This is a genomic window from Caldalkalibacillus mannanilyticus JCM 10596, from assembly GCF_000615945.1.
In the GTDB taxonomy this organism is placed as follows: domain Bacteria; phylum Bacillota; class Bacilli; order Caldalkalibacillales; family JCM-10596; genus Bacillus_AT; species Bacillus_AT mannanilyticus.
This window is the reverse complement of sequence record NZ_BAMO01000015.1, coordinates 54,655-74,600: the sequence shown is the minus strand read 5'-3', so window position 1 is coordinate 74,600 and position 19,946 is coordinate 54,655. Positions and strand designations below refer to the sequence as shown.

General features: G+C 39.4%; 17 protein-coding genes and 2 pseudogenes. 16 read left to right on the top strand and 3 right to left on the bottom strand.

The window, feature by feature from the left end; genetic code table 11:
- Nucleotides 1-31 precede the first annotated feature (31 nt).
- A complete protein-coding gene (locus JCM10596_RS10280; RefSeq protein ID WP_025027059.1) occupies nt 32-883 on the bottom strand; it encodes an SDR family oxidoreductase in 852 nt (283 codons plus the stop codon).
- Nucleotides 884-1,020: 137 nt separating this feature from the next.
- On the opposite strand from JCM10596_RS10280, the gene JCM10596_RS10275 reads away from it, so the two are divergent.
- From JCM10596_RS10275 to JCM10596_RS10220, 13 genes and pseudogenes are all read left to right on the top strand, one after another.
- Complete coding sequence (locus JCM10596_RS10275; protein ID WP_025027058.1) at nt 1,021-1,365, top strand: winged helix-turn-helix transcriptional regulator; 345 nt, start codon at nt 1,021-1,023, stop codon at nt 1,363-1,365.
- Between the two features lie 46 nt (nt 1,366-1,411).
- Nucleotides 1,412-2,482, top strand: coding sequence for an NAD(P)H-dependent flavin oxidoreductase (locus tag JCM10596_RS10270; RefSeq protein ID WP_025027057.1), 1,071 nt, complete (start codon nt 1,412-1,414; stop codon nt 2,480-2,482).
- Nucleotides 2,483-2,684: 202 nt separating this feature from the next.
- Entirely contained in the window at nt 2,685-4,094 is a 1,410-nt protein-coding gene (locus tag JCM10596_RS10265; protein WP_025027056.1) for a PTS mannitol transporter subunit IIBC, read from the top strand.
- Nucleotides 4,095-4,166: 72 nt separating this feature from the next.
- Nucleotides 4,167-5,474: a BglG family transcription antiterminator gene (locus JCM10596_RS30185; RefSeq protein WP_234410469.1), complete on the top strand. Its 1,308-nt coding sequence runs from the start codon at nt 4,167-4,169 to the stop codon at nt 5,472-5,474.
- A complete protein-coding gene (locus JCM10596_RS30180; RefSeq protein WP_234410468.1) occupies nt 5,441-6,271 on the top strand; it encodes a PTS sugar transporter subunit IIA in 831 nt (276 codons plus the stop codon). Before JCM10596_RS30185 ends, JCM10596_RS30180 begins: the two co-directional genes overlap by 34 nt.
- 21 nt (nt 6,272-6,292) lie before the next feature.
- Complete coding sequence (locus JCM10596_RS10255; RefSeq protein WP_025027055.1) at nt 6,293-6,718, top strand: PTS mannitol transporter subunit IIA; 426 nt, start codon at nt 6,293-6,295, stop codon at nt 6,716-6,718.
- A 2-nt stretch (nt 6,719-6,720) separates the two neighbouring features.
- Nucleotides 6,721-7,884 carry a mannitol-1-phosphate 5-dehydrogenase gene (locus tag JCM10596_RS10250; RefSeq protein ID WP_025027054.1) on the top strand — a complete coding sequence of 388 codons (1,164 nt, stop codon included), beginning with the start codon at nt 6,721-6,723 and terminating at the stop codon, nt 7,882-7,884.
- 96 nt (nt 7,885-7,980) lie between these two features.
- Nucleotides 7,981-8,268, top strand: coding sequence for a hypothetical protein (locus tag JCM10596_RS29140; protein ID WP_025027053.1), 288 nt, complete (start codon nt 7,981-7,983; stop codon nt 8,266-8,268).
- A gap of 167 nt (nt 8,269-8,435) precedes the next feature.
- Complete coding sequence (locus tag JCM10596_RS10240; RefSeq protein ID WP_025027052.1) at nt 8,436-9,572, top strand: hypothetical protein; 1,137 nt, start codon at nt 8,436-8,438, stop codon at nt 9,570-9,572.
- Nucleotides 9,550-11,709, top strand: a pseudogene (fdhF, locus tag JCM10596_RS24880) (formate dehydrogenase subunit alpha). The gene JCM10596_RS10240 and the pseudogene fdhF overlap by 23 nt, the downstream one beginning before the upstream one ends.
- Nucleotides 11,702-12,256: a 4Fe-4S dicluster domain-containing protein gene (locus JCM10596_RS10230; protein ID WP_025027051.1), complete on the top strand. Its 555-nt coding sequence runs from the start codon at nt 11,702-11,704 to the stop codon at nt 12,254-12,256. Before fdhF ends, JCM10596_RS10230 begins: the two are co-directional and overlap by 8 nt.
- Nucleotides 12,257-12,268: 12 nt before the next feature.
- Entirely contained in the window at nt 12,269-12,772 is a 504-nt protein-coding gene (locus JCM10596_RS10225; RefSeq protein WP_025027050.1) for a QcrA and Rieske domain-containing protein, read from the top strand.
- A gap of 26 nt (nt 12,773-12,798) precedes the next feature.
- Nucleotides 12,799-12,990 (top strand): hypothetical protein, encoded by a 192-nt coding sequence (locus JCM10596_RS10220; protein ID WP_025027049.1) that lies wholly within the window; start codon nt 12,799-12,801, stop codon nt 12,988-12,990.
- A gap of 169 nt (nt 12,991-13,159) precedes the next feature.
- Here the strand turns inward: JCM10596_RS10220 and JCM10596_RS10215 are convergent, their stop codons facing one another.
- Nucleotides 13,160-13,960 carry an Mrp/NBP35 family ATP-binding protein gene (locus JCM10596_RS10215; protein ID WP_025027048.1) on the bottom strand — a complete coding sequence of 267 codons (801 nt, stop codon included), beginning with the start codon at nt 13,958-13,960 and terminating at the stop codon, nt 13,160-13,162.
- Between the two features lie 91 nt (nt 13,961-14,051).
- On the opposite strand from JCM10596_RS10215, the pseudogene JCM10596_RS24875 reads away from it, so the two are divergent.
- Nucleotides 14,052-16,240: pseudogene (locus JCM10596_RS24875) on the top strand (DNA topoisomerase III).
- A gap of 11 nt (nt 16,241-16,251) precedes the next feature.
- Entirely contained in the window at nt 16,252-17,370 is a 1,119-nt protein-coding gene (locus JCM10596_RS24870) for a DEAD/DEAH box helicase (protein WP_199900133.1), read from the top strand.
- A gap of 34 nt (nt 17,371-17,404) precedes the next feature.
- Here the strand turns inward: JCM10596_RS24870 and JCM10596_RS10200 are convergent, their stop codons facing one another.
- Nucleotides 17,405-17,971: a hypothetical protein gene (locus tag JCM10596_RS10200; RefSeq protein ID WP_025027047.1), complete on the bottom strand. Its 567-nt coding sequence runs from the start codon at nt 17,969-17,971 to the stop codon at nt 17,405-17,407.
- An 817-nt stretch (nt 17,972-18,788) separates the two neighbouring features.
- On the opposite strand from JCM10596_RS10200, the gene JCM10596_RS10195 reads away from it, so the two are divergent.
- Entirely contained in the window at nt 18,789-19,793 is a 1,005-nt protein-coding gene (locus tag JCM10596_RS10195; protein ID WP_025027046.1) for a hypothetical protein, read from the top strand.
- The last annotated feature ends 153 nt before the right edge of the window (nt 19,794-19,946 follow it).

Below are 19,946 nucleotides of genomic sequence, written 5' to 3'. Positions count from 1 at the left end.
TTGTAAACAAAATTCACCTGGTAAAAGTCTACTATATCATTTGAGTAAGTGCGTCCTTGATTGGTGTAGCTGGACGACCAAGAATTTTTTCGAAATCATTGCTCTCAATATCTAGTGAGCCTATCCGAATGCTGTTTTGAATATTAACAAGTAAAGGAATAATGAAATCCTGAACGCCAGCAGCCTTCATGATATTGGTATAGGATGCATCATCAACTTGTTGAATAGGCACTTCTTTGCCCAATACATTCCCTAGGATAGAAACAAACTCTTCTTGAGTCAAAGGCTTACCAGAAAGCTCATAAATGGTATTTTCGTGTCCATTACCAGATAGTATAGCAGCCGCTGCTTCGGCATAATCCTGTTGTAATGCCCATCCTACTTTTCCATTTCCTGCTGAAGTGACCCAAGGAGCTCCCGCTAGAACACCTTGAATACTTGGAAGTTCGTTCTCTAAGTACCAATTGTTACGTAGGAAGGAATATGAAATGCCAGTTTGTTTAATCGCTTCCTCAGTTGCCTTATGTGTTGGTGCGAATAAGTTAGAACTTTCCTGTGCATTGGCTACACTAGTATAGACAATAAATTTAACTCCTGCCCGTTCTGCCGCAGCTAGAGCATTGGCATGCTGACGAATTCTTGTTTCATTGTCTCCATCCGCAGAAATAAGTAATAGGCGCTCAATTCCTGCAAATGCAGAATCCAATGTTTCTGGATCATCAAAATCCCCGTGTCTGACATCTACGCCACGAGCCTCTAATTCTTTTGCTTTCTCTGGATTGCGAACACTAACAGCTAGTTGGCTGGCTGGTATCGTCTTCAATAAGATTTCTACAACTTTGCTACCAAGTTTTCCAGTTGCTCCTGTTACTAATAATTTCATTTAGTATCTCTCCTATTCTTTTTGTTTGCTTACTAGACTAAATCTAATATTATTATGTTAGAGATATTTTTAGAAGTAGTTATTTTTTTATGACATAGTCACAAAAACAGTACCATTAAGAAAGGGAGGCATTTACGATGGCACGAAATTGGTTTGGTGAACCTCCAGAGGAACAAATCGAGGTTTGTCCAGTTACACAAGCTCAAGATATCATTGCAGGGAAATGGAAAATCATTATTCTATGGCATTTAAGTGAACAGACAAGAAGATTTAGCGAGCTTCAAAGATTGCTACCTACTATTTCAAAAGGGATCTTAACACGTCAGCTGAGAGATTTGGAAGAGGACCAAATGGTTCAGAGAAAAGTATATAAAGAAGTTCCTCCTAAAGTAGAATACTCGTTAACACCTTTGGGGCAGAGCTTTATACCTATACTTGTTAGTATGGGCGAATGGAGTAAAAAGCACTTAAAGGGGAAGTGAAATGGACTATCTATAGGACAAAAATACAAATATCGAGGTGTAATTTATGCTGAATAATGATATTTCAAAAATTTTGCATATTGAGTATCCCATAATACAAGCACCTATGGCGGGCGGAGTAACAACATCAAAATTAGTGGCTGAGGTTTCCAATTCTGGAGGTCTGGGAACGATTGGCGCAGGCTATATGACCCCTATTCAGATACGTGAACAAGTTCAAGAGGTAAAGAAGCTCACATCCAATTTTTTTGGTATAAATCTATTTGTACCCAACCATTTTAATGTTACAGTAGATGAAATGGAACAAGCTAAGCAGATATTACAGCCTGTACGTGAGCAATTAAAATTACACCATACGGATGACCTTGAAATTCCATATTTTCACGATGTTTTAGAAACATTTAATAGGCAAATTGAGATTGTAATTGAAGAGAAAGTTCCCGTTTGTTCTTTTACATTTGGTATTCCTTCTAGAGAAGTAATTGATGAGTTAAAGCGAAATAATATACTGTTGATCGGAACAGCTACAACAGTGAAAGAAGCAGTTGAAGTAGAAAAAAGCGGAATGGATATGGTAGTTGTTCAAGGAAGTGAGGCTGGTGGACATCGAGGAAACTTTATGGGGGGACATCAGGAGAGCTTGGTTGGTTTAATGTCACTCATCCCACAGGTTGTTGACAATGTAAGCATTCCAGTCATTGCTGCTGGAGGTATCATGGATGGGAGAGGGTTAATGGCATCTTTTTGCTTAGGGGCAAAAGGTGTACAAATGGGTACAGCTTTTTTAACCTGTATTGAGAGTGGGGCACATGAGCTACATAAAGAAGGAATTCTTAATGCTCACGAAGAGGAAATTGTTTTAACACGTGCCTTTTCTGGGAAATGGGCAAGAGGAATGAAAAATAAATTTATTATCGAGATGCAAAATGAAGAGAATTATTTTCCGGATTTTCCAGTTCAAAATACACTGACCCAATCAATTAGAAAAGCGTCAGCATTACAAAACAATCAAGATTTTATGTCACTTTGGTCTGGTCAGAGCCCAAGACTTGCAAAAAGTCAAACTGTGGGCACGTTAATAAAAAATATTATGGCTGAGGCTAAAAAAATGAAGTAAATGCAAGAGGTGGCTCTGTTCAATGAACAGAGCTATTTTTATTTCATTGAAGCTTGATCTTTAATTAAACTTTGTCAACATATACTAAGACAAAAAGCTACTTTCATTTGATTGAATATAGGATGTAAACGCTTTATATTAATACTAAAGCAGGTCTTAATTAAAACCTGTCAGCAACAAAGAAGATGAAGGAGGTAAACAAATGGAAAGAATAACAGTCAAAGATGGAGGTCAGCCTTCTGCAAATCTACGTGTTCGTGTTCAGAAATTTGGTCGATTCCTTAGTGGAATGGTGATGCCCAATATAGGAGCATTCATCGCTTGGGGATTGATTACAGCTTTATTTATTCCTACAGGTTGGATGCCTAATGAAAGCTTGGCTGAACTTGTTGGACCTATGATCATCTATCTCCTGCCTTTACTTATTGGCTACACAGGCGGAAAAATGATCCATGATGTTCGCGGAGGAGTTGTAGGAGCGGTTGCTACAATGGGTGTAATTGTAGGTTCGGATATTCCAATGTTTCTAGGAGCCATGATCATGGGTCCACTAGCGGGTTGGATAATGAAGAAAGTGGACAAAGCTCTAGAAGGGAAGATCAAATCAGGATTTGAAATGCTGGTCAATAACTTTTCTGCTGGGATTATTGCTGGAGCGATGACCTTGGTCGCATTTAGCTCCATCGGACCCGTCGTGCTAGGTTTAAATAAAGCCTTGGCATCAGGGGTGCAGGTCATTGTAAACGCTGGATTATTACCGATAGCGAGCATTCTAATTGAACCAGCGAAGGTCTTATTTTTAAATAATGCCATTAACCATGGAATATTAAGTCCTATTGGATTAGAAGAAGCAGCAAAAGCAGGAAAGTCGATCTTTTTCCTTCTTGAAACAAACCCGGGACCTGGCTTGGGGATCTTGCTTGCATACTGGTTAATCGGAAAGGGAATGGCTAAGCAATCAGCTCCGGGCGCGGCTATCATTCACTTCTTCGGCGGAATTCATGAAATTTATTTTCCTTATATTCTAATGAAGCCTCGTCTGATTTTAGCTGTCATTGCAGGAGGAATGGCTGGAGTGTTCACGAACACCATTCTGAATAGCGGCTTGGTGGCACCACCATCACCTGGAAGTATCTTTGCTCTTGCTGCGATGGCTCCTAGAGGAGGACTCCTACCCGTCTTAGCAGGGGTTGTGATAGCGACCATTGTATCGTTCGTCGTGGCTTCTATCCTGTTAAAAACGAGCCAACAAACAGATGAAGATGATTTAGAGAAAGCATCAGACCAAATGAAGGAACTAAAAGGAAAAGGAACTCATCAAAGTCCAATCATCAAGACACAGGTAAATAAAATCGTCTTTTCTTGTGATGCAGGAATGGGATCAAGTGCCATGGGTGCAGCTACATTACGTAAGAAATGTAAAGAAGCTGGACTAGAAGTTGAAGTGGTTAATACCGCCATCAATGACATTCCTGAGGATGCAGATATCATCATCACACATCGAACGTTAACAGAGCGTGCGAAAGCAAAAGCACCTCATGCAGAGCATGTTTCCATTGACAATTTTTTGAATAATCCAAAATATGAAGAGCTAATTCAGCGCTTGAGCTAAAGAGTACTATTTGAACTAAAAGGAAAAAGCACAAGGCAGACTAGATAGATTCTTTCTTAAAGGAGCAGGGCCATGAGTGTTTCCATTAGACAACGAATGATACTTGAAATTCTTTTATTAGAAGAACAGGAGATCACCATTGGAGAAATAGCAGAACGGATTGAAGTTAGTACCAGAACGATTCACCGTGAACTTCCCTGTATTGAGGGAGTGTTAAAGGAATATGACTTAGAACTAGTCAAAAAATCGGGAATAGGTATACAAATTCAAGGTGATGTAGAAGACAAAGAAGCCTTGCGTTACTCCTTATTTAATCTAACAACAACAGAGTATACGCCAAATGAAAGAAAAGCCATTATTCTTTGTGCCCTATTGGAAACGTCTGAACCTTTAAAATTAATCTCTTTAGCCATCGATTTAAAAGTAACGACGGCAACTATTAGTCATGATCTAGACGATCTTGAAACGTGGTTAATAAAGTATGATTTAACCTTATTGCGCAAGAGGGGCTATGGGGTGGAAATTCAAGGTTCAGAATCAGCTAAACGAAGAGTGATGAGCAGTTTAATCGCTGAAAATCTGGATGAGCACGACCTTCTTAGCATGATCAAAGAGAATATTCATAATAAATCAGTGAGCCATATTGATACGGTTTCTGAGCGATTACTAGGCTTAATTGAAAAAGAGAAATTAGTGAAAGTGGAGAAGGCTCTGCAAAATATAGATGAGGAGCTCCCTTATCCATTGGCGGATAGTGCCTATATAGGTCTTGTGATTCATTTAGCACTAGCTATTGAAAGGATTGAAAAAGGTGAGCGTATCACATTTGATGAAAAGACCTTGGAATCGTTAAAGAGTAAAAAGGAGTATCGCATTGCGGAACGGATTATTACTAGGCTTCAACAGATTTTTAGTTTGGAGATTCCTGTTGCTGAAGTGGGCTATGTGACCATGCATTTAAGAGGGGCAAAAATACGGAGCTCACAGGAAGAAACCTTCTGGTCAGGAAATGTCGAACTAATGGCGCAGACTCAACGCTTAATTTCTCTTTGTGAAGAAAAAATAAATGTTCCTTTAAAACAGGATACTTCCTTGTATCAAGGCTTATTGACTCATATGGAACCTGCACTTTATCGAATTCGAGGAAAAATGAAGATTCGTAATCCTTTGTTAGAGCAAATCCAGCATGATTACCCAGAGCTCTTTACTATCATGACAGAAGTGGTAAAGACCGTCTTTCCTACGGTTCATGTTCCTGATGAGGAAGTGGGTTACTTGGTTATGCATATTGGTGCGGCAATAGAGCGTAACCAAAAGCACCAACAACGATATCGAGCTCTTATTGTTTGCACGAGTGGAATAGCTCCTCCAAAATATTAGCAACTCGAATTCAAAAGGAAATCCCAGAAATCGAGCAATTGCAAAACTTATCGCTGTTTGAGGTAGGACTGATCCCCAAAAGCCAATATGATCTCATTATCTCAACTATACCTCTCCCGATAGAGCCCAATGAATATTTAATTGTGAGTCCTTTACTTCCAAAGGATGATATACAAAAGATTAAATATTCTGTTCAGAATTTAAAGAAGGCTATTAGACGAACGGATCACTCACAGAAAAACTCGAGCTCCTTCTCACAGAAGGCAATTGAACAATTACGTGCAATGCAGAGGTATGTGAACCATACTTTAGAGATTCTCGATGGTTTTCATTATCAAATGATTAATAATGATCGCAAAAGTGTTCCGGTTATCGTCAAAGAAATGATCGATGAGTTAGCGCAACAGGGCTTCATAAACAACAAAGAAGAGGTTGTTAGAAGGCTTTTGCATCGAGAGAGATTGGGTGGACTGGGAATTCCGGGTACCGATTTCGCTTTCTTTCATACACGAACCGATGAAGTGGGCAAGCCGTCATTTACCATTTATTCCTTAAGTACTCCAATCCTTCTTAAATCAATGGATAATCATGATATAGAGATTCGAAAGATCTTATTGCTGATTGGTCCGCAGAGCATTTCTAGTGAAGGAATGGAAGTGTTGAGTGAAATAAGTTCGTTGCTAATCGAAGAAGATACTGTGAAACGTTTTGAAACAGAAAATGAGCAAGAGATTGTAGATTACTTTTCAATAAGATTACAAGAATTTTGTTATCAAAAAATAAGAGTGGAGAGATGAAACATGCTAAAATCAGAAAAAATGTTATCTGTCGAAAAAATTGAATTGAATGTCAAGGTAGCAAATAAAGTAGAAGCGATCCATTTAGCGGGGGAGCTGCTAGTACAACAAGGGCATATTACACGACAGTATATAGACAAAATGCAGGAACGAGAGGAACTGCTTTCTACGTATATCGGAAATGGTGTTGCTATTCCTCATGGTACTGCGGAATCGAAGCAATGGATTACCTCAACAGGTCTGTCAGTCTTACAGGTCCCAGAAGGGGTTGATTTTGGAGAAGGGAATAGAGCCTACCTGATTATCGGAATTGCTGCCATTGAAAACGAACATTTAGAGCTTCTTTCAACGATTGCCACTGTTTGTGCAGAAGAAGAAAACGTCCAGAAGCTTGTTCAGGCAAAAAGTAAAGAAGAAATTATTGAAATCTTTGAAAGTGGGCTTTAGTTATGATAGCTGTACATTTTGGCGCAGGGAACATTGGCAGAGGTTTCATTGGGCAGCAACTATTTCTAGCAGGTTATGAGGTTTGTTTTGTCGATGTGGATCAGGAATTGGTTGATGAGATTAATTGTAAGAAGGAATACACCGTGATCTTAGCTAATGAAGATCAAGAAAGTTCCAAGGTTAAGAGAGTCAGTGCTTTACATGGCAAAGATATGGAGAGTGTGTCCGATTTGATTGCTAGAGCTACCCTTATTACTACAGCAGTAGGAGCAAGTGTGTTACCTCTGATCGCTCCAGTTATTGCGCAGGGGATTTCTAAACGAATCAAAAGCAATCAAAATCCATTAAATATCATTGCGTGTGAGAATATGATTGGTGGAAGTACGAAACTTAAAGAACTAGTCCACGAACGGCTTGATCACCAAGAGAAAGAGAAAGCAGAGCAAGTCATTGGTTTTCCAGATGCGGCAGTAGATCGTATAGTACCATTGCAAAAACATGAAGATCGCTTACTTGTCACGGTTGAACCTTATTTTGAATGGGTTGTCGATCAATCGAAGCTGGTAGGGGAAATGCCGCAAGTCAAGGCGATTACCTATGTAAATGATTTAGCCCCGTATATAGAAAGAAAATTATTTACCGTCAATACAGGGCATGCCATCTTAGCGTATCTTGGGTACTGGTTGGGCTATGAAACAATTGAACAAGCGATTAACGATCCATATATTATAAAAGTGACAGATCAGGCATTAAAAGAGAATGGCTCCCTTTTAATCGCAAAATATGGTCTTGATGTCCAGAAACACGAGAAATATATTCAGAATATTCTGAAAAGATTTTCGAATCCATTTATTTCTGATCAAGTGACCCGTGTGGGGAGATCTCCTATTCGTAAGTTATCTTCCAATGATCGATTAGTTGGACCTGCTTTGCAGGCTATCCATCAGGGTATTACTCCCACTAATCTAGCGGTAGGAATTGCTGCAGCGTTCTTATTTCATTCATCCAATGATCCTGAGGCTATCGAGATTCAAGAGAATAGAACAAAGTGGGGATTAGATTGGGTGGTACAGCACTATACACAAATTACATCTGAACACAGCTTGTTTCAGATGATCATTGATCAAACGTATCATTTAGAAAGTCTAAAAGAAAAAAAACACTGAAATCAAAATGGTGTAATACCCATCCCAGAATAATGAATTTAATCATAAAATAGAGAGAAGAACAGTAAGAATGGTCATAGGATCGGAGGAATTTATGTGAATAAGAGAGTAAGGATACCGTTTTGGAATGCGTCGTACTATCATTCTATAGATCAAAATCATAGCAGACAAGGAATTGAATCCTTCTGGGGAGATAACTATGCTTATAATTTCTATTGGGGCTATCCAATGACGTATCCTCCGTTTATGCCAGTTATGCCATGGCCTGAAATCCAAGGGCATAATCCTACATTACCTGGGATAGACGTACACTCACAGGTGTGGGTTCCGCACCATGTTAATGTCCCACATCATATATCTGTCCCGCATCATATTAGCAATTGAATAATTCAGTTTGAGTTCATACTGTAAGGAAAGAGGAACGAAGGAAAACCGTTCTTCTTTTTTTATTTTAATAGTACTCAGGGAATAGAGCTGATGAACAAGGGAAATAAACAAGTGAATAGCGGGGTATACTAGCATCGAAAAAATAGTATGGGAGGAATTAGGCAATGTCTCAAGCAACCTATCAATCGTCAGAATATCATCGAGGCTCCTTTGCCTCAAAAGCGACTAGAAATGCTTTTATTGTCCTTGTGATTGTGTTTTTGTCTATTTATTTTGGTTCAGAACAATTGGGTTACTATGATATGGCGTTATATGGCTATCTGTGGGCAACGATCCTATCTATCCTGTTAATGACCATTCGTATTACGGCATGGAGTATGCGTCCGCCAGCACGCCGGTTGTGGCAGCAGGGCTGGAGAATGTTTCGTTCACCTAAGGGCTGGCTATTTTTATTCGGTACATTTTGGAAAAACATGGTGGAACAACGTTTCATCTACAAGCGTTCTTGGTGGAGAGGACTCCAGCATTTTCTAATCTCTTGGGGAGTGATTCTATCCTTTGCCATTACTTTTGCTCTGGTATTGGGCTGGGTGCATTTTGAACTGGTGGATTCTAGAACCTATGCCGTTGTCTTTTTTGGACTGCCAACGATGTATATGGCGGTCGATTCATTGCTCGCTTTCATTACCTATCATGGCTTGAATTGGTCAGGGCTAATGGTATTGATCGGCTGTACCATGGCATTAATTCGCCGTGCCACAGAGAAAAAAACACTAGTTGAACAAGGAAAGGAGTTTGATATCTTTCCGCTTCTGCTCCTGATGATTGTCACGATTACCGGCATGCTATTAACCGTTTCTTTTACTTGGATGGAAGGGGCTTTTTACATGGGAATTACTCTATCCCATCAAATCTCTGTCATCGTGTTATTGCTTTACTTCCCTTTTAGTAAATTCTGGCATGTAGCCCTGCGCTTTTTGGCATTGGTCATACCAGCCTACCATGCACTAGAGGGACAACAACAATGCGCCCGTTGTGGCAGAGAGTATGCCACCAAGGAACAGATTAAGGATGTACAGATTGCTTTGAAACATAGAAATCTATCTGTACCCATTGAAGAAACCTCTCTTCATATGTCTGATCTTTGCTCTGAATGTCGCAGGGTCACGCATCGACTTGCTGCGTATGGAGCCAAGGTTGGACTTGGGCAGAGTCATCTATTTATTAAAAACAATGGAGCTAATGGCTTAAAGCTAGATAGCAAAGGAGGGAATGAGCATGTTACACAACCAGAACGCTGATTATGCTCAGAGAGAGTATGATGCCATTCATCGAGAAGGGGAAGAGCTAATCTCAACTCACTGCTGTTTTTGCGGGATGCAATGTGGCATGAATATTCGGGTACATACAGAAACAAATCAGGTGGTGGGTGTTGAACCGCGCTATGACTTTCCCATGAACGGCGGGAGATTATGCCCGAAGGGGGTTTCCGCGTATCGCCAGGCTGATCATGAGGAACGGTTATTGCATCCTTTGATTCGCAAAAATGGGAAGCTGACTCAAGCAACCTGGAGGAAGCAATGGACCTGATTGTTACCAAAATAAAAGAAGTTCAGCATACCTATGGGAAGGATGCTTTTGGAGTCTATAGCGGTTCATCGATGACCAATGAAAAGTGTTACCTAGTAGGGAAGTTTGCCAGAATCGGATTAGGAACGAAAAACATTGATTATAATGGGCGCTTTTGTATGTCCTCCGCAGCCGTAGGGTTTAACCAAAGTGTCGGTATCGACCGAGGGGCAACCAACCCTTGGAGTGATATCAAATTTGCTGATGCCTTGCTCGTTGCAGGCTCCAATACAGCAGAATGTCATCCACTCTCCATGCCCTATGTATGGGGGCTAGAGATAGAGGGGCTAAGCTGATCGTGTAGATCCCAGACAGACAAAAACAGCTTTAGTAGCAGATATTCACCTTGATTTAAAACCCGGTACAGACTTAGCTCTATCTAATGGAATCCTCCATGTCTTAATCAAAGAGAATTATATCGATACAGATTTTATCCAGCAGCACACTACTGGATTTGAGGAACTGAAGGCTATAGTTGAGAAATATACACCTGAGTATGTATCTGAGATAACAAGTGTACATCAGGAAAAAATAATTCAAGCAGCCAGAATTTTTGGGCAAGCCAAGAATGGAATGGTGATGTTTGCTCGTGGAATCGAACAGCATGCCTCTGGCTCTAGTAACGTTTCTAATTATGTCAATCTCTGCTTGGTGACAGGGAAAATAGGGAGGAAAGGCTCAGGATTTGCTACTTTTACAGGGCAGGGGAATGGGCAGGGAGGACGAGAGCATGGCCAGAAGGCAGATCAGCTCCCCGGTTATAGAAAAATTACTGACCCAGCCGCTAGAGAACATATGGCGAAGGTATGGGGTGTGGATGAAAAAGAAATTCCCGGTCCAGGACAGTCTGCCTTTGAAATGTTAAAAGCGATGGGAACAGGGGAGATCAAAGGCTTATTACTTATCTGTAGTAATCCTATGGTTTCGGCTCCCAGTGCAGGAGATGTGGAGAAATACCTAAGAAACTTAGATTTCTTTGTCGCGATGGACTTCTTCCTATCTGAATCTGCTGAAATGGCAGATGTGGTACTTCCTTCTACAGTATGGCTTGAAGATAATGGAACCACAACAAATGTAGAAGGACGTGTAGTTAGGATTAATGGCATCGAGCGAACGCCCGGGGAATCCAGAAGAGATTGGGAAATCATATGTGAAATAGCGGAGAGATTAGGCAGGGGAAAATATTTCAAGTACCAATCGCCGAAAGAAATTTTTGACGAACTTAGAGAGGCAAGTCGTGGTGGCATAGCAGATTATTATGGAATCACCTATGAGAAGATTGAAAAGATGGACGGAGTCTTTTGGCCATGTCCTGATGAAAAGCATGAAGGAAGTCCCCGTCTATTTGAGGATTTGAAGTTTTATTTTCCAGATGGAAAAGCTCGTATTCACGCTTTTGAGCATGAAGGTCCCAATGAGGATGTGGATGAGGAATATCCCCTTTTATTAACGACTGGAAGAGTTGTTTATCATTATTTAAGCGGAAACCAGACGAGGCGAATTGAGGCTCTTCGTAAGTTCTGTCCTGACCCTTATGTTGAAATCCATCCCGATACTGCGAAGCAAATGGAGATCGGAAATGGGCAGTATGTCAAAATAAGCAGTCGCCGCGGAAATATTACTGTTCCTGCTAAAATCACTAAAATCATTCGACCCGACACGTTGTTTGTTCCTTATCATTGGGGGAAAACACTGGCTATTAACCATCTAACAAACCCTGCTCTTGATCCGAAATCAAGAATGCCAGAATTCAAAGTTTGTGCTGTGAAAATCGAAAAAACGGAACAAAAGGAGGTTCAGCATGGCTAAAGTTCTATACATCGACTTTGAACGGTGTATTGGTTGTCGAGCCTGTATGATCGGCTGTGAAGAATGTAGTGGTCACGATCATTTATCTCGCATGTTTGTAGATGAGTTAAATCCCGGAGAAAGTGTGGCTACATCTCCCACCCCTTGCATGCATTGTGTCACACCAGCCTGTGCAGAATCCTGTCCAGTAGGTGCAATACAGGTGACATCAGACGGAACCGTCCTGTCTGCTTCTCATGAAAAATGCATCGCTTGTAAAAATTGTACCTATGCTTGTCCTTTTGGGATACCTAAGGTGGATGAACAGCGAAATCTGATGTATAAATGTGATCTATGCTATGATCGGACTTCTAAGGGAAGACCCCCGATGTGCGTCAGTGTCTGTCCAACGGATACGATTTTGTTTCTAGAGGAAGAGGAAGTAAAGACAAAAATGAATAAAGAAGTCCAATATAAATGGAATTTTTATGATACAGAAATTGAAACGAGAACGGTCATCGGTCTTCCAGATACGAGAACCCACCGTTTTGGATTTCATGAAAGCTAGGAGGAATGCCCTTTGTGGAAGCGATTTGAAGAATTTTTAAGAGATATATCCTTAACCATTCGCAGAGAAAAAGAGCTTGATTTAAACAGAAGAGGCTTTGTCCTCTCTGGTATAGGGCTTATCTTCATTTATTTGCTGAGTACCCTTCCTTTTGTGGGACAGGTTTTCCAAAAAGCAAAAGCAGCTCCAGAGCCTTTTAAGATTACGGAATTAAATGAACTACAAGTAGGGGAGAGTAAACTGTTTACTTACCCTAGAGAAAATGATCCAGCTATTTTGGTCAGGGTCAAGGAGGATATGTATCGTTCCTACCATATCAAGTGCACTCATCTGGAATGCCCTGTTTATTGGGATCAACCTACTGAGAAGCTGGTTTGTCCCTGTCATCAAGGATTTTTTTCCGTAGAGGATGGTTCAGCTTTGGCAGGTCCTCCAACAAGACCACTCCCATCCATTGAATTAGATTTTAAGAGTGATGGAATTTATGCTATAGGGGTACACCGCCATACTGTGTAAGGAACTAAAAAGAGGGGTTGATAAAAATGAGAATGGCTTGGTGGACATCGATCTTTTACCTTTCGATTGTCGTGATCTTGGTGCAATATATGGTGGAAAGTTATTTAGCAGGTCACTATGAATTACTGCCATATTACTCAATAGGACTGGCATTCATGCTGCTGGTCGCTGGAATTACTCACTATTATTTTCGCCAGCTGGAGGAAACGAGAGAATAGTCTTCTATAAGAAAGCAGAGAAAACGGAGAAAACAAAAAAAGCGAGAAAACAAAAAAACGAAAAAAAAACGAATACAAAAGCAAACCACACTGCCTTTCTCATATTGAGTTCCCTTATTTAAAGGATTCAGATGAGTGTGAGAAGCAGTGTGTTTTTCTTAGCTGGGAATTAAAATCGTTTCGTTTTACGTGTCAGTAGTAAAATTTGATCAGCTAATTCTCTATATTTCTGACCAGGGATGGAATGGTGGTGGTAGACTCCAGATGCTGGAGCGGTAGAACCTGTAGCTTCCATTGGAATTTGAGCAAGGAGTGGGGCTTCTAAGCTGGAGGACAGCATATGACCGCCCTTCCCTGGATGAATATTGATTTTTTGAGTACAACATGGACATTGGATATAGGACATATTTTCAACAATACCAAGGATATCGTGCCCTGTTCTTGCTGTCATCGCCCCTGCCCGAAAAGCGACCTCCGCAGCCGTATCATTAGGAGTGGTGACAATGATTTCTTTACAGTTTTTCACCATCTCATGAATGTCCAGCGGAATGTCACCAGTGCCTGGCGGAAGATCAAAGATTAAATAATCAAGCTCTCCCCACTGCACATTTTCTAAAAAAGTCTTGATGACTCTGCCAAGCATGGGTCCCCGCATAATAATCGGCTGATTATCTGTGCGGAGGAAGCCTGAGGACATTAGCTTTACACCAAATTTTTCAATAGGTAACATTGTTCCCTCGATCGTAATGGGTTCTTCTCTAACTTGCATCAGACTAGGAATACTAAAACCATAGATATCAGCGTCGATAAGCCCCACTTTTACATTTTTTTCAGCTAGAGAAATGGCTAAGTTAACAGCAACAGTTGACTTTCCTACTCCACCTTTACCACTAACGATGGACAGAAAAGTGGGTTGCGTTCTTAGTTCATCATATCGTTGTTGCATCCGTTCATCCAATTTGATTTTCATCTCTTGATCTCCTTTTCCTATTCTATTCTGTATTAATCATGTACAATGGAAGAAAATAATATGTATGACAGATTGAGAGGATTTTATCATTATGAGCAAAACACTAGTATTAGCAGAAAAACCTTCCGTGGGAAGAGATTTAGCTAGGGTATTACAATGTCATAAAAATAACAATGGTTTTATTGAAGGAGAAAAATACATAGTGACTTGGGCTCTAGGGCATTTAGTGACCCATGCTGATCCCGAAGCCTATGATGATCGCTATAAATCTTGGAGAATCGAAGATTTACCCATGCTTCCTGAGCAATTAAAGCTGACCGTGATTAAGAAAAGCGGAAAGCAATTTAGTATAGTAAAGAATCAGCTAGTAAGAAAAGATGTAACTCAAGTTGTCATTGCAACGGATGCTGGAAGAGAAGGAGAGCTTGTAGCAAGATGGATTATTGAAAAAGCAGGTGTGAGAAAGCCGTTAAAACGCTTATGGATCTCCTCAGTTACAGATAGAGCAATTAAGGAAGGGTTTGCCAAGCTGAGAGATGGCAAAGCTTTTGAACCTTATATGCATCGGCAGTTGCTAGAGCAGAGGCAGATTGGCTGGTCGGAATCAATGCCACGAGAGCCTTAACCTGCAAATTTAATGCCCAGCTTTCTTGCGGCAGAGTTCAAACACCTACATTAGCTATGATCGCAAAAAGAGAAGAAGAGATTCGTCAATTTAAGCCTGTCCCTTTTTACAGGATACAAGCTCAGACAAAGGCGTTGGCATTAACCTGGCAGGATCAAAAAACAAAACAGATCAGATTGTTTGATCAAGAGCGAAGTAAGCAGCTAGCAGAAAGGCTGAGAAATAAGGAAGCTCTGGTTCTAGATGTGCAAAAATCACCGAAAAAGAAGTTTTCGCCTCAGCTTTATGACCTTACCGAGCTACAGAGAGAGGCACATAATCGCTTTGGCTACTCGGCAAAAGATACTCTTTCGATTATGCAACGATTATATGAGCAACATAAGCTTGTTACTTATCCAAGGACAGATTCAAGGTATTTATCCAGTGATCTTGTCGATACCTTACCTGACCGAATTGCCGCCTGTAGCGTACAACCCTATACAAAATTTACGATGAAAGTGGATCGGAAAAAAATAAGAGCTAGCAAGCATTTTGTAGATGACTCTAAGGTGTCGGATCACCATGCCATCATTCCTACAGAACAACGCGCAATGCTTAGTTCATTAAATGACAAAGAGAGAAAGATTTATGATCTTATTGTGAAGCGCTTCTTAGCGGTTCTTTTTCCGCCATTTGAATATGAGCAAACAACGATTCAAGCGAAGGTGGAGAATGAACTATTGATTGCTAAGGGCAAACGCATTCTTTCTTTAGGCTGGAAGGAGCTTTATGATTCCTCCCTTGAAGAGGAGGAGAAGGAAGAGGATGTAGCTGAACAACGTTTACCTACTATTGAGAAAGGCGAGAAACTAAAGATTCTCTCCGTTCAACTAGTACAAGGGGAAACTCAGCCACCTAAGCCTTTTAATGAAGGAACGCTTCTTTCAGCGATGGAAAACCCGATGAGATACATGGAAAGTGATCAGAAGGAACTGATCAAAACCTTAGAAAAAACAGGCGGTTTAGGTACAGTAGCGACCAGAGCAGATATTATTGAAAAGTTATTTAATAGCTTTTTATTAGAAAAAAGAGGGAAAGATATTTATACGACCTCCAAGGGCAGACAGTTACTTGATCTAGTACCAGAAGAACTTAAGTCACCTAGGTTAACAGCAGAATGGGAAAAAAAGCTTGAAGCCATATCGAAGGCTTCACTGACAAAACAGGCTTTTATCGGTGAAATAAGAGGCTACACGAAAGCGATTGTTCAAGAGATTAAATATAGTGAGTCCAGATTCAGGCATGATAATCTAACTGGGGCAAAATGTCCTGAGTGCGGTAAGCCAATGCTTGAAGTAAAAGGGAAAAAAGGAACCTTGCACGTTTGTCAGGATCGAGAATGTGGGCATAGGAAAAACGTAGCGAAGGTAACCAATGCCAGATGCCCAGAATGCAAGAAGAAACTGGAGCTAAGAGGACAAGGGGAAGGTCAAGTTTTTGTTTGTAAATGTGGATATAAAGAAAAGTTAACGACCTTCAATGAGCGGAGAAAGAAAGAAAAAGAGGGTAAAGCATCGAAAAAGGATGTATCCCAGTTCTTGCAAAAACAAAAGAAAGAGGAACCAATGAATACCGCTTTGGCTGATGCTTTAGCCAAGCTTAAATTAGATAACTAACATTTTGAGAGGTGTACTTTTTGAGCGATTTTAATTTCTTGGGAGTAAGTGATACGTTACAGCAAATTTTAGAAGGATATGGAATCTGTACGCCGACCCCCGTTCAAGAACAAAGCATTTGTCATATTCTGGATGGGATGGATCTTGTCGTCCAAGCTCAAACAGGGACGGGGAAGACCTTAGCGTTTGTTTTGCCTATATTAGATAAACTAGATCCTAAGAACCCCCATATCCAAGCTCTCATCCTAGCTCCTACTCGAGAGCTGGCACTACAGATTTCTACAGAGGTGGATAAGCTGGTTTCCAAGCTAGAAGAAATCCAAGTACTAGCGGTCTATGGCGGACAAGATGTAGAAAGCCAAATCAAAAAGCTTGGCAGCACCATTCATCTGATTATAGCAACGCCAGGACGCTTGTTAGATCATCTAAGGCGGGGAACGATCCAGCTTGCCGATGTGAACATGTTCGTCTTAGATGAAGCAGATCAAATGTTACATATGGGGTTTATTACTGAGGTGGAGGAGATTATAGCGCAACTTCCTGAAAAGCGTCAGACCTTGCTCTTCTCAGCCACGATGCCTAAGCCCATACGAAAGATAGCGGGTCAATATATGAAAGACCCTCTTGAAATACAGATTCATTCAAAACAAATCACCGTTGATAAAATCAAGCAACTAGTGATCGAAACAACCGATCGAACCAAACAGAAAAACTTACGAACTCTGCTCGATCAATATCGTCCCAGATTGGCAATGATCTTTTGTCGGACCAAACGCAGAGCACACACCTTAAATCAAGCCTTGCAGGAGTTCGGCTACTCGTCTGATGAACTACATGGAGATTTATCTCAAGCCAAGCGTGAAGAGGTGATGAAGCGTTTTCGGGAGAAGCAGCTTCAATTCCTTGTCGCTACTGATGTTGCTGCAAGAGGGCTTGATGTAGAAGGGGTAACTCATGTTTTTAATTATGACATTCCTATAGATGTAGAAAGCTATATTCATCGGATTGGCAGAACGGGAAGAGCAGGGGAAAAGGGATTAGCCATTACCTTGGTAGCTCCAAAGGATAAATCCTATTTGAGCATGATTGAAAATGGAATTAAGATGAGCTTACCCAGAAAAAAAGTGTAGAGAGTCGATAGAAAAAAATCAGATTTAAGCTGGATTAGCTAATCATTTTTTCTGCTAGATGAGATACTTTTTTCGTGATGAGGGATTTGATGTGATCGAGTTGAGAGGCAAATCTTTGCATTAGCGACTTTTGCTGATCCAACTCCTCCAAAACGGTTTGGTGGAAAGCGTCTTGAATACTTAGTTGTTTTGAGATTTCTTCATAGAGCTTGGCTTGATTTTCCTGTTGCTGAACGATATTCTCTGAAATGTTCATGTGTTCATCTAGCTTTCTGCTAATCCTGTTGGTTAGTTGGTCCTGATGAGTCAGTTGATGTATCACGGCTTGTTGAATGTGTTCATCTTGTTCCACTCTTTTCAGTAATGTATGATTCATTTGTTCAATATGATGAAGCCTTTCTGCCATTTCGGCAAGAGGGCTGATTTGTGCTTTGTATAGTTCAATCAGGTGCTGAGCTCGCTCCTCTTGGAGTTTAGTTTGCTGTCGCAGTAACTCTGCTAGGTAATTTCTTCGCGCCTCTTTTTGATTGGTTGAGTGATCTTGTAGTCGTTTATTTATATAAATCTTTGGGTTTACACCGCGCTTGATATACAGGCTCATGATATTTCACTCCCTTCTATGACGTTTTTCATCTTATTCTATTCTATGTAGATAATCTAATAAGTGTGGATTAGCGTGGAGAAAATGGGGATATGCCTATTCATCTGAAGGAAATTGAGGAGCAAAAAACAAGGATAAATCAATAATTAAATTAATTTAATAACCAGTGCTCGACGACCTTAAGTACTTTTCATCATAAAAAAGAGTACCTGCCTCAAATCTTGAAATCATCATAGAGGGCTCCTGTTGAATTTTTCTTACTCTAGCAATAACTCGTGATGAGGATACTGTAGTGAAGCCACCCATATTGAAGCAAGATCTAAACAAGAAAAAAACTAAACTATTAACAATGAACCTTTTTGCAAATCAAAGTAAAACAAGGATAATAGTTACAAGAAAAAGCTGAACAAAAAGTAAAACTTTTTATATATGAAAGACAGAATAAATCAAAATTTATATACTTTTCCCGATGAGCTTCGCCTATTGGTTCCCCTTTATCTCAAATGGGGTATAAAGAAAAACAGCAAGGAAAAAAATGCCTACTAGTTTGAAGTCAATGGTCATATAGCTGTTATCAAAAAGCCAACATATCTACAGTCTAATTAGCTATACCTCCATAGTTTTTGCTCAATATATTTTTTTCATGAAAATTGGTGCCATACATATCAACGCACGCTTGGTGGTGTATTTGATAAAATAATTGAGCTCTATTAGGAGTTATCTTACAACAACTAATTGAACTTCTTGAAGGTACTATTGAAAAAACTAATTACAAAAACAAAAACTTAAATTTTTCAAAGGGATGCAAGGTGAATAGATGAAAAATAAAATAGATAGAACTACAAGATTAGTTGTTTCACTAACTATATTTGGTGCTACTTGGTACATCTTATTAGGTGCAATAAGGTTATGGTTTACTACATTTTCCGAAAGTGCTTACATAAAATCGATACTTAATTTAGAACATATCTTGGCTGTCTCGATATTAACTGCTGTTTCTGCAGTTACAATTTCTTTTGTTAGATATTTGTATGCTGAATTACAAACATATCAATGCTTTAATGATAATAGTTCTAGAGAAAGATCTGAAAGTAAAGCAGATTTGTCTTATTCTAATATTTTCAAAACGATAAAAAATAGTTTTTTGGGTATAGTTACCTTATTTGGTATTTACATATTTGTACAAATATTTTTAGAACTAAAATCAATTGTATTCTTTTTAATTGGTTTTATAATTACCGTGCTTATTGTGATTGTTTTTTATTTAGGTAAAAATAAACTAAAGAAAATTATTGATTTAACGGAAAAAATAGAGAAAAAAGTGTCTCCATTTTTACAATTAGTATATTTATTAATTTTATTCTTCACTATAGGAATTAGTATCTCTATGTTATCTATTAATTCAAATAAACAAATTGAAGTGAGCATTATTGAAAGTCAGAATATACCTATCGAGATTAAACTACATAACATCCATAAACCAACTGTAACTTTGAATATCGAGAGAGAGGCAAGTCCAGAAGAGAACATCCAAATAATTATTAATTCGGAGAATATGGAAAGGAGTATTGTAGAAGTTTTTGATGACAGTCAGAGATCGTTTATAAAAGACAACAATAAATTTTACTTTAACCAATCAAAAGTTTTAAATAAAACATCCTTAGAAATAAATGACTTTATTTTTGAAGGTAAAAATACTATTGAATTCATTGTTGTAAGTGAAGAGATGCCAATTAATAAAAACATTAGAATAAGAACAGATATCTTTAAAAATGGTAATGAGATAACCATTACAGAAAACGAATTCACTGTTAATCCATAGACTTAAATTCGTTCAATCCATGGGGTTAAATAATCATCCTTTGGTTGTACGGAATGATGCCCTTATGACAATGAATAAATCGAATCGTTGCAAGCATAGTTCATAGGAAGTAATCTAGATAAATACTTTTTTGCACTTGTATTGTGAATATTC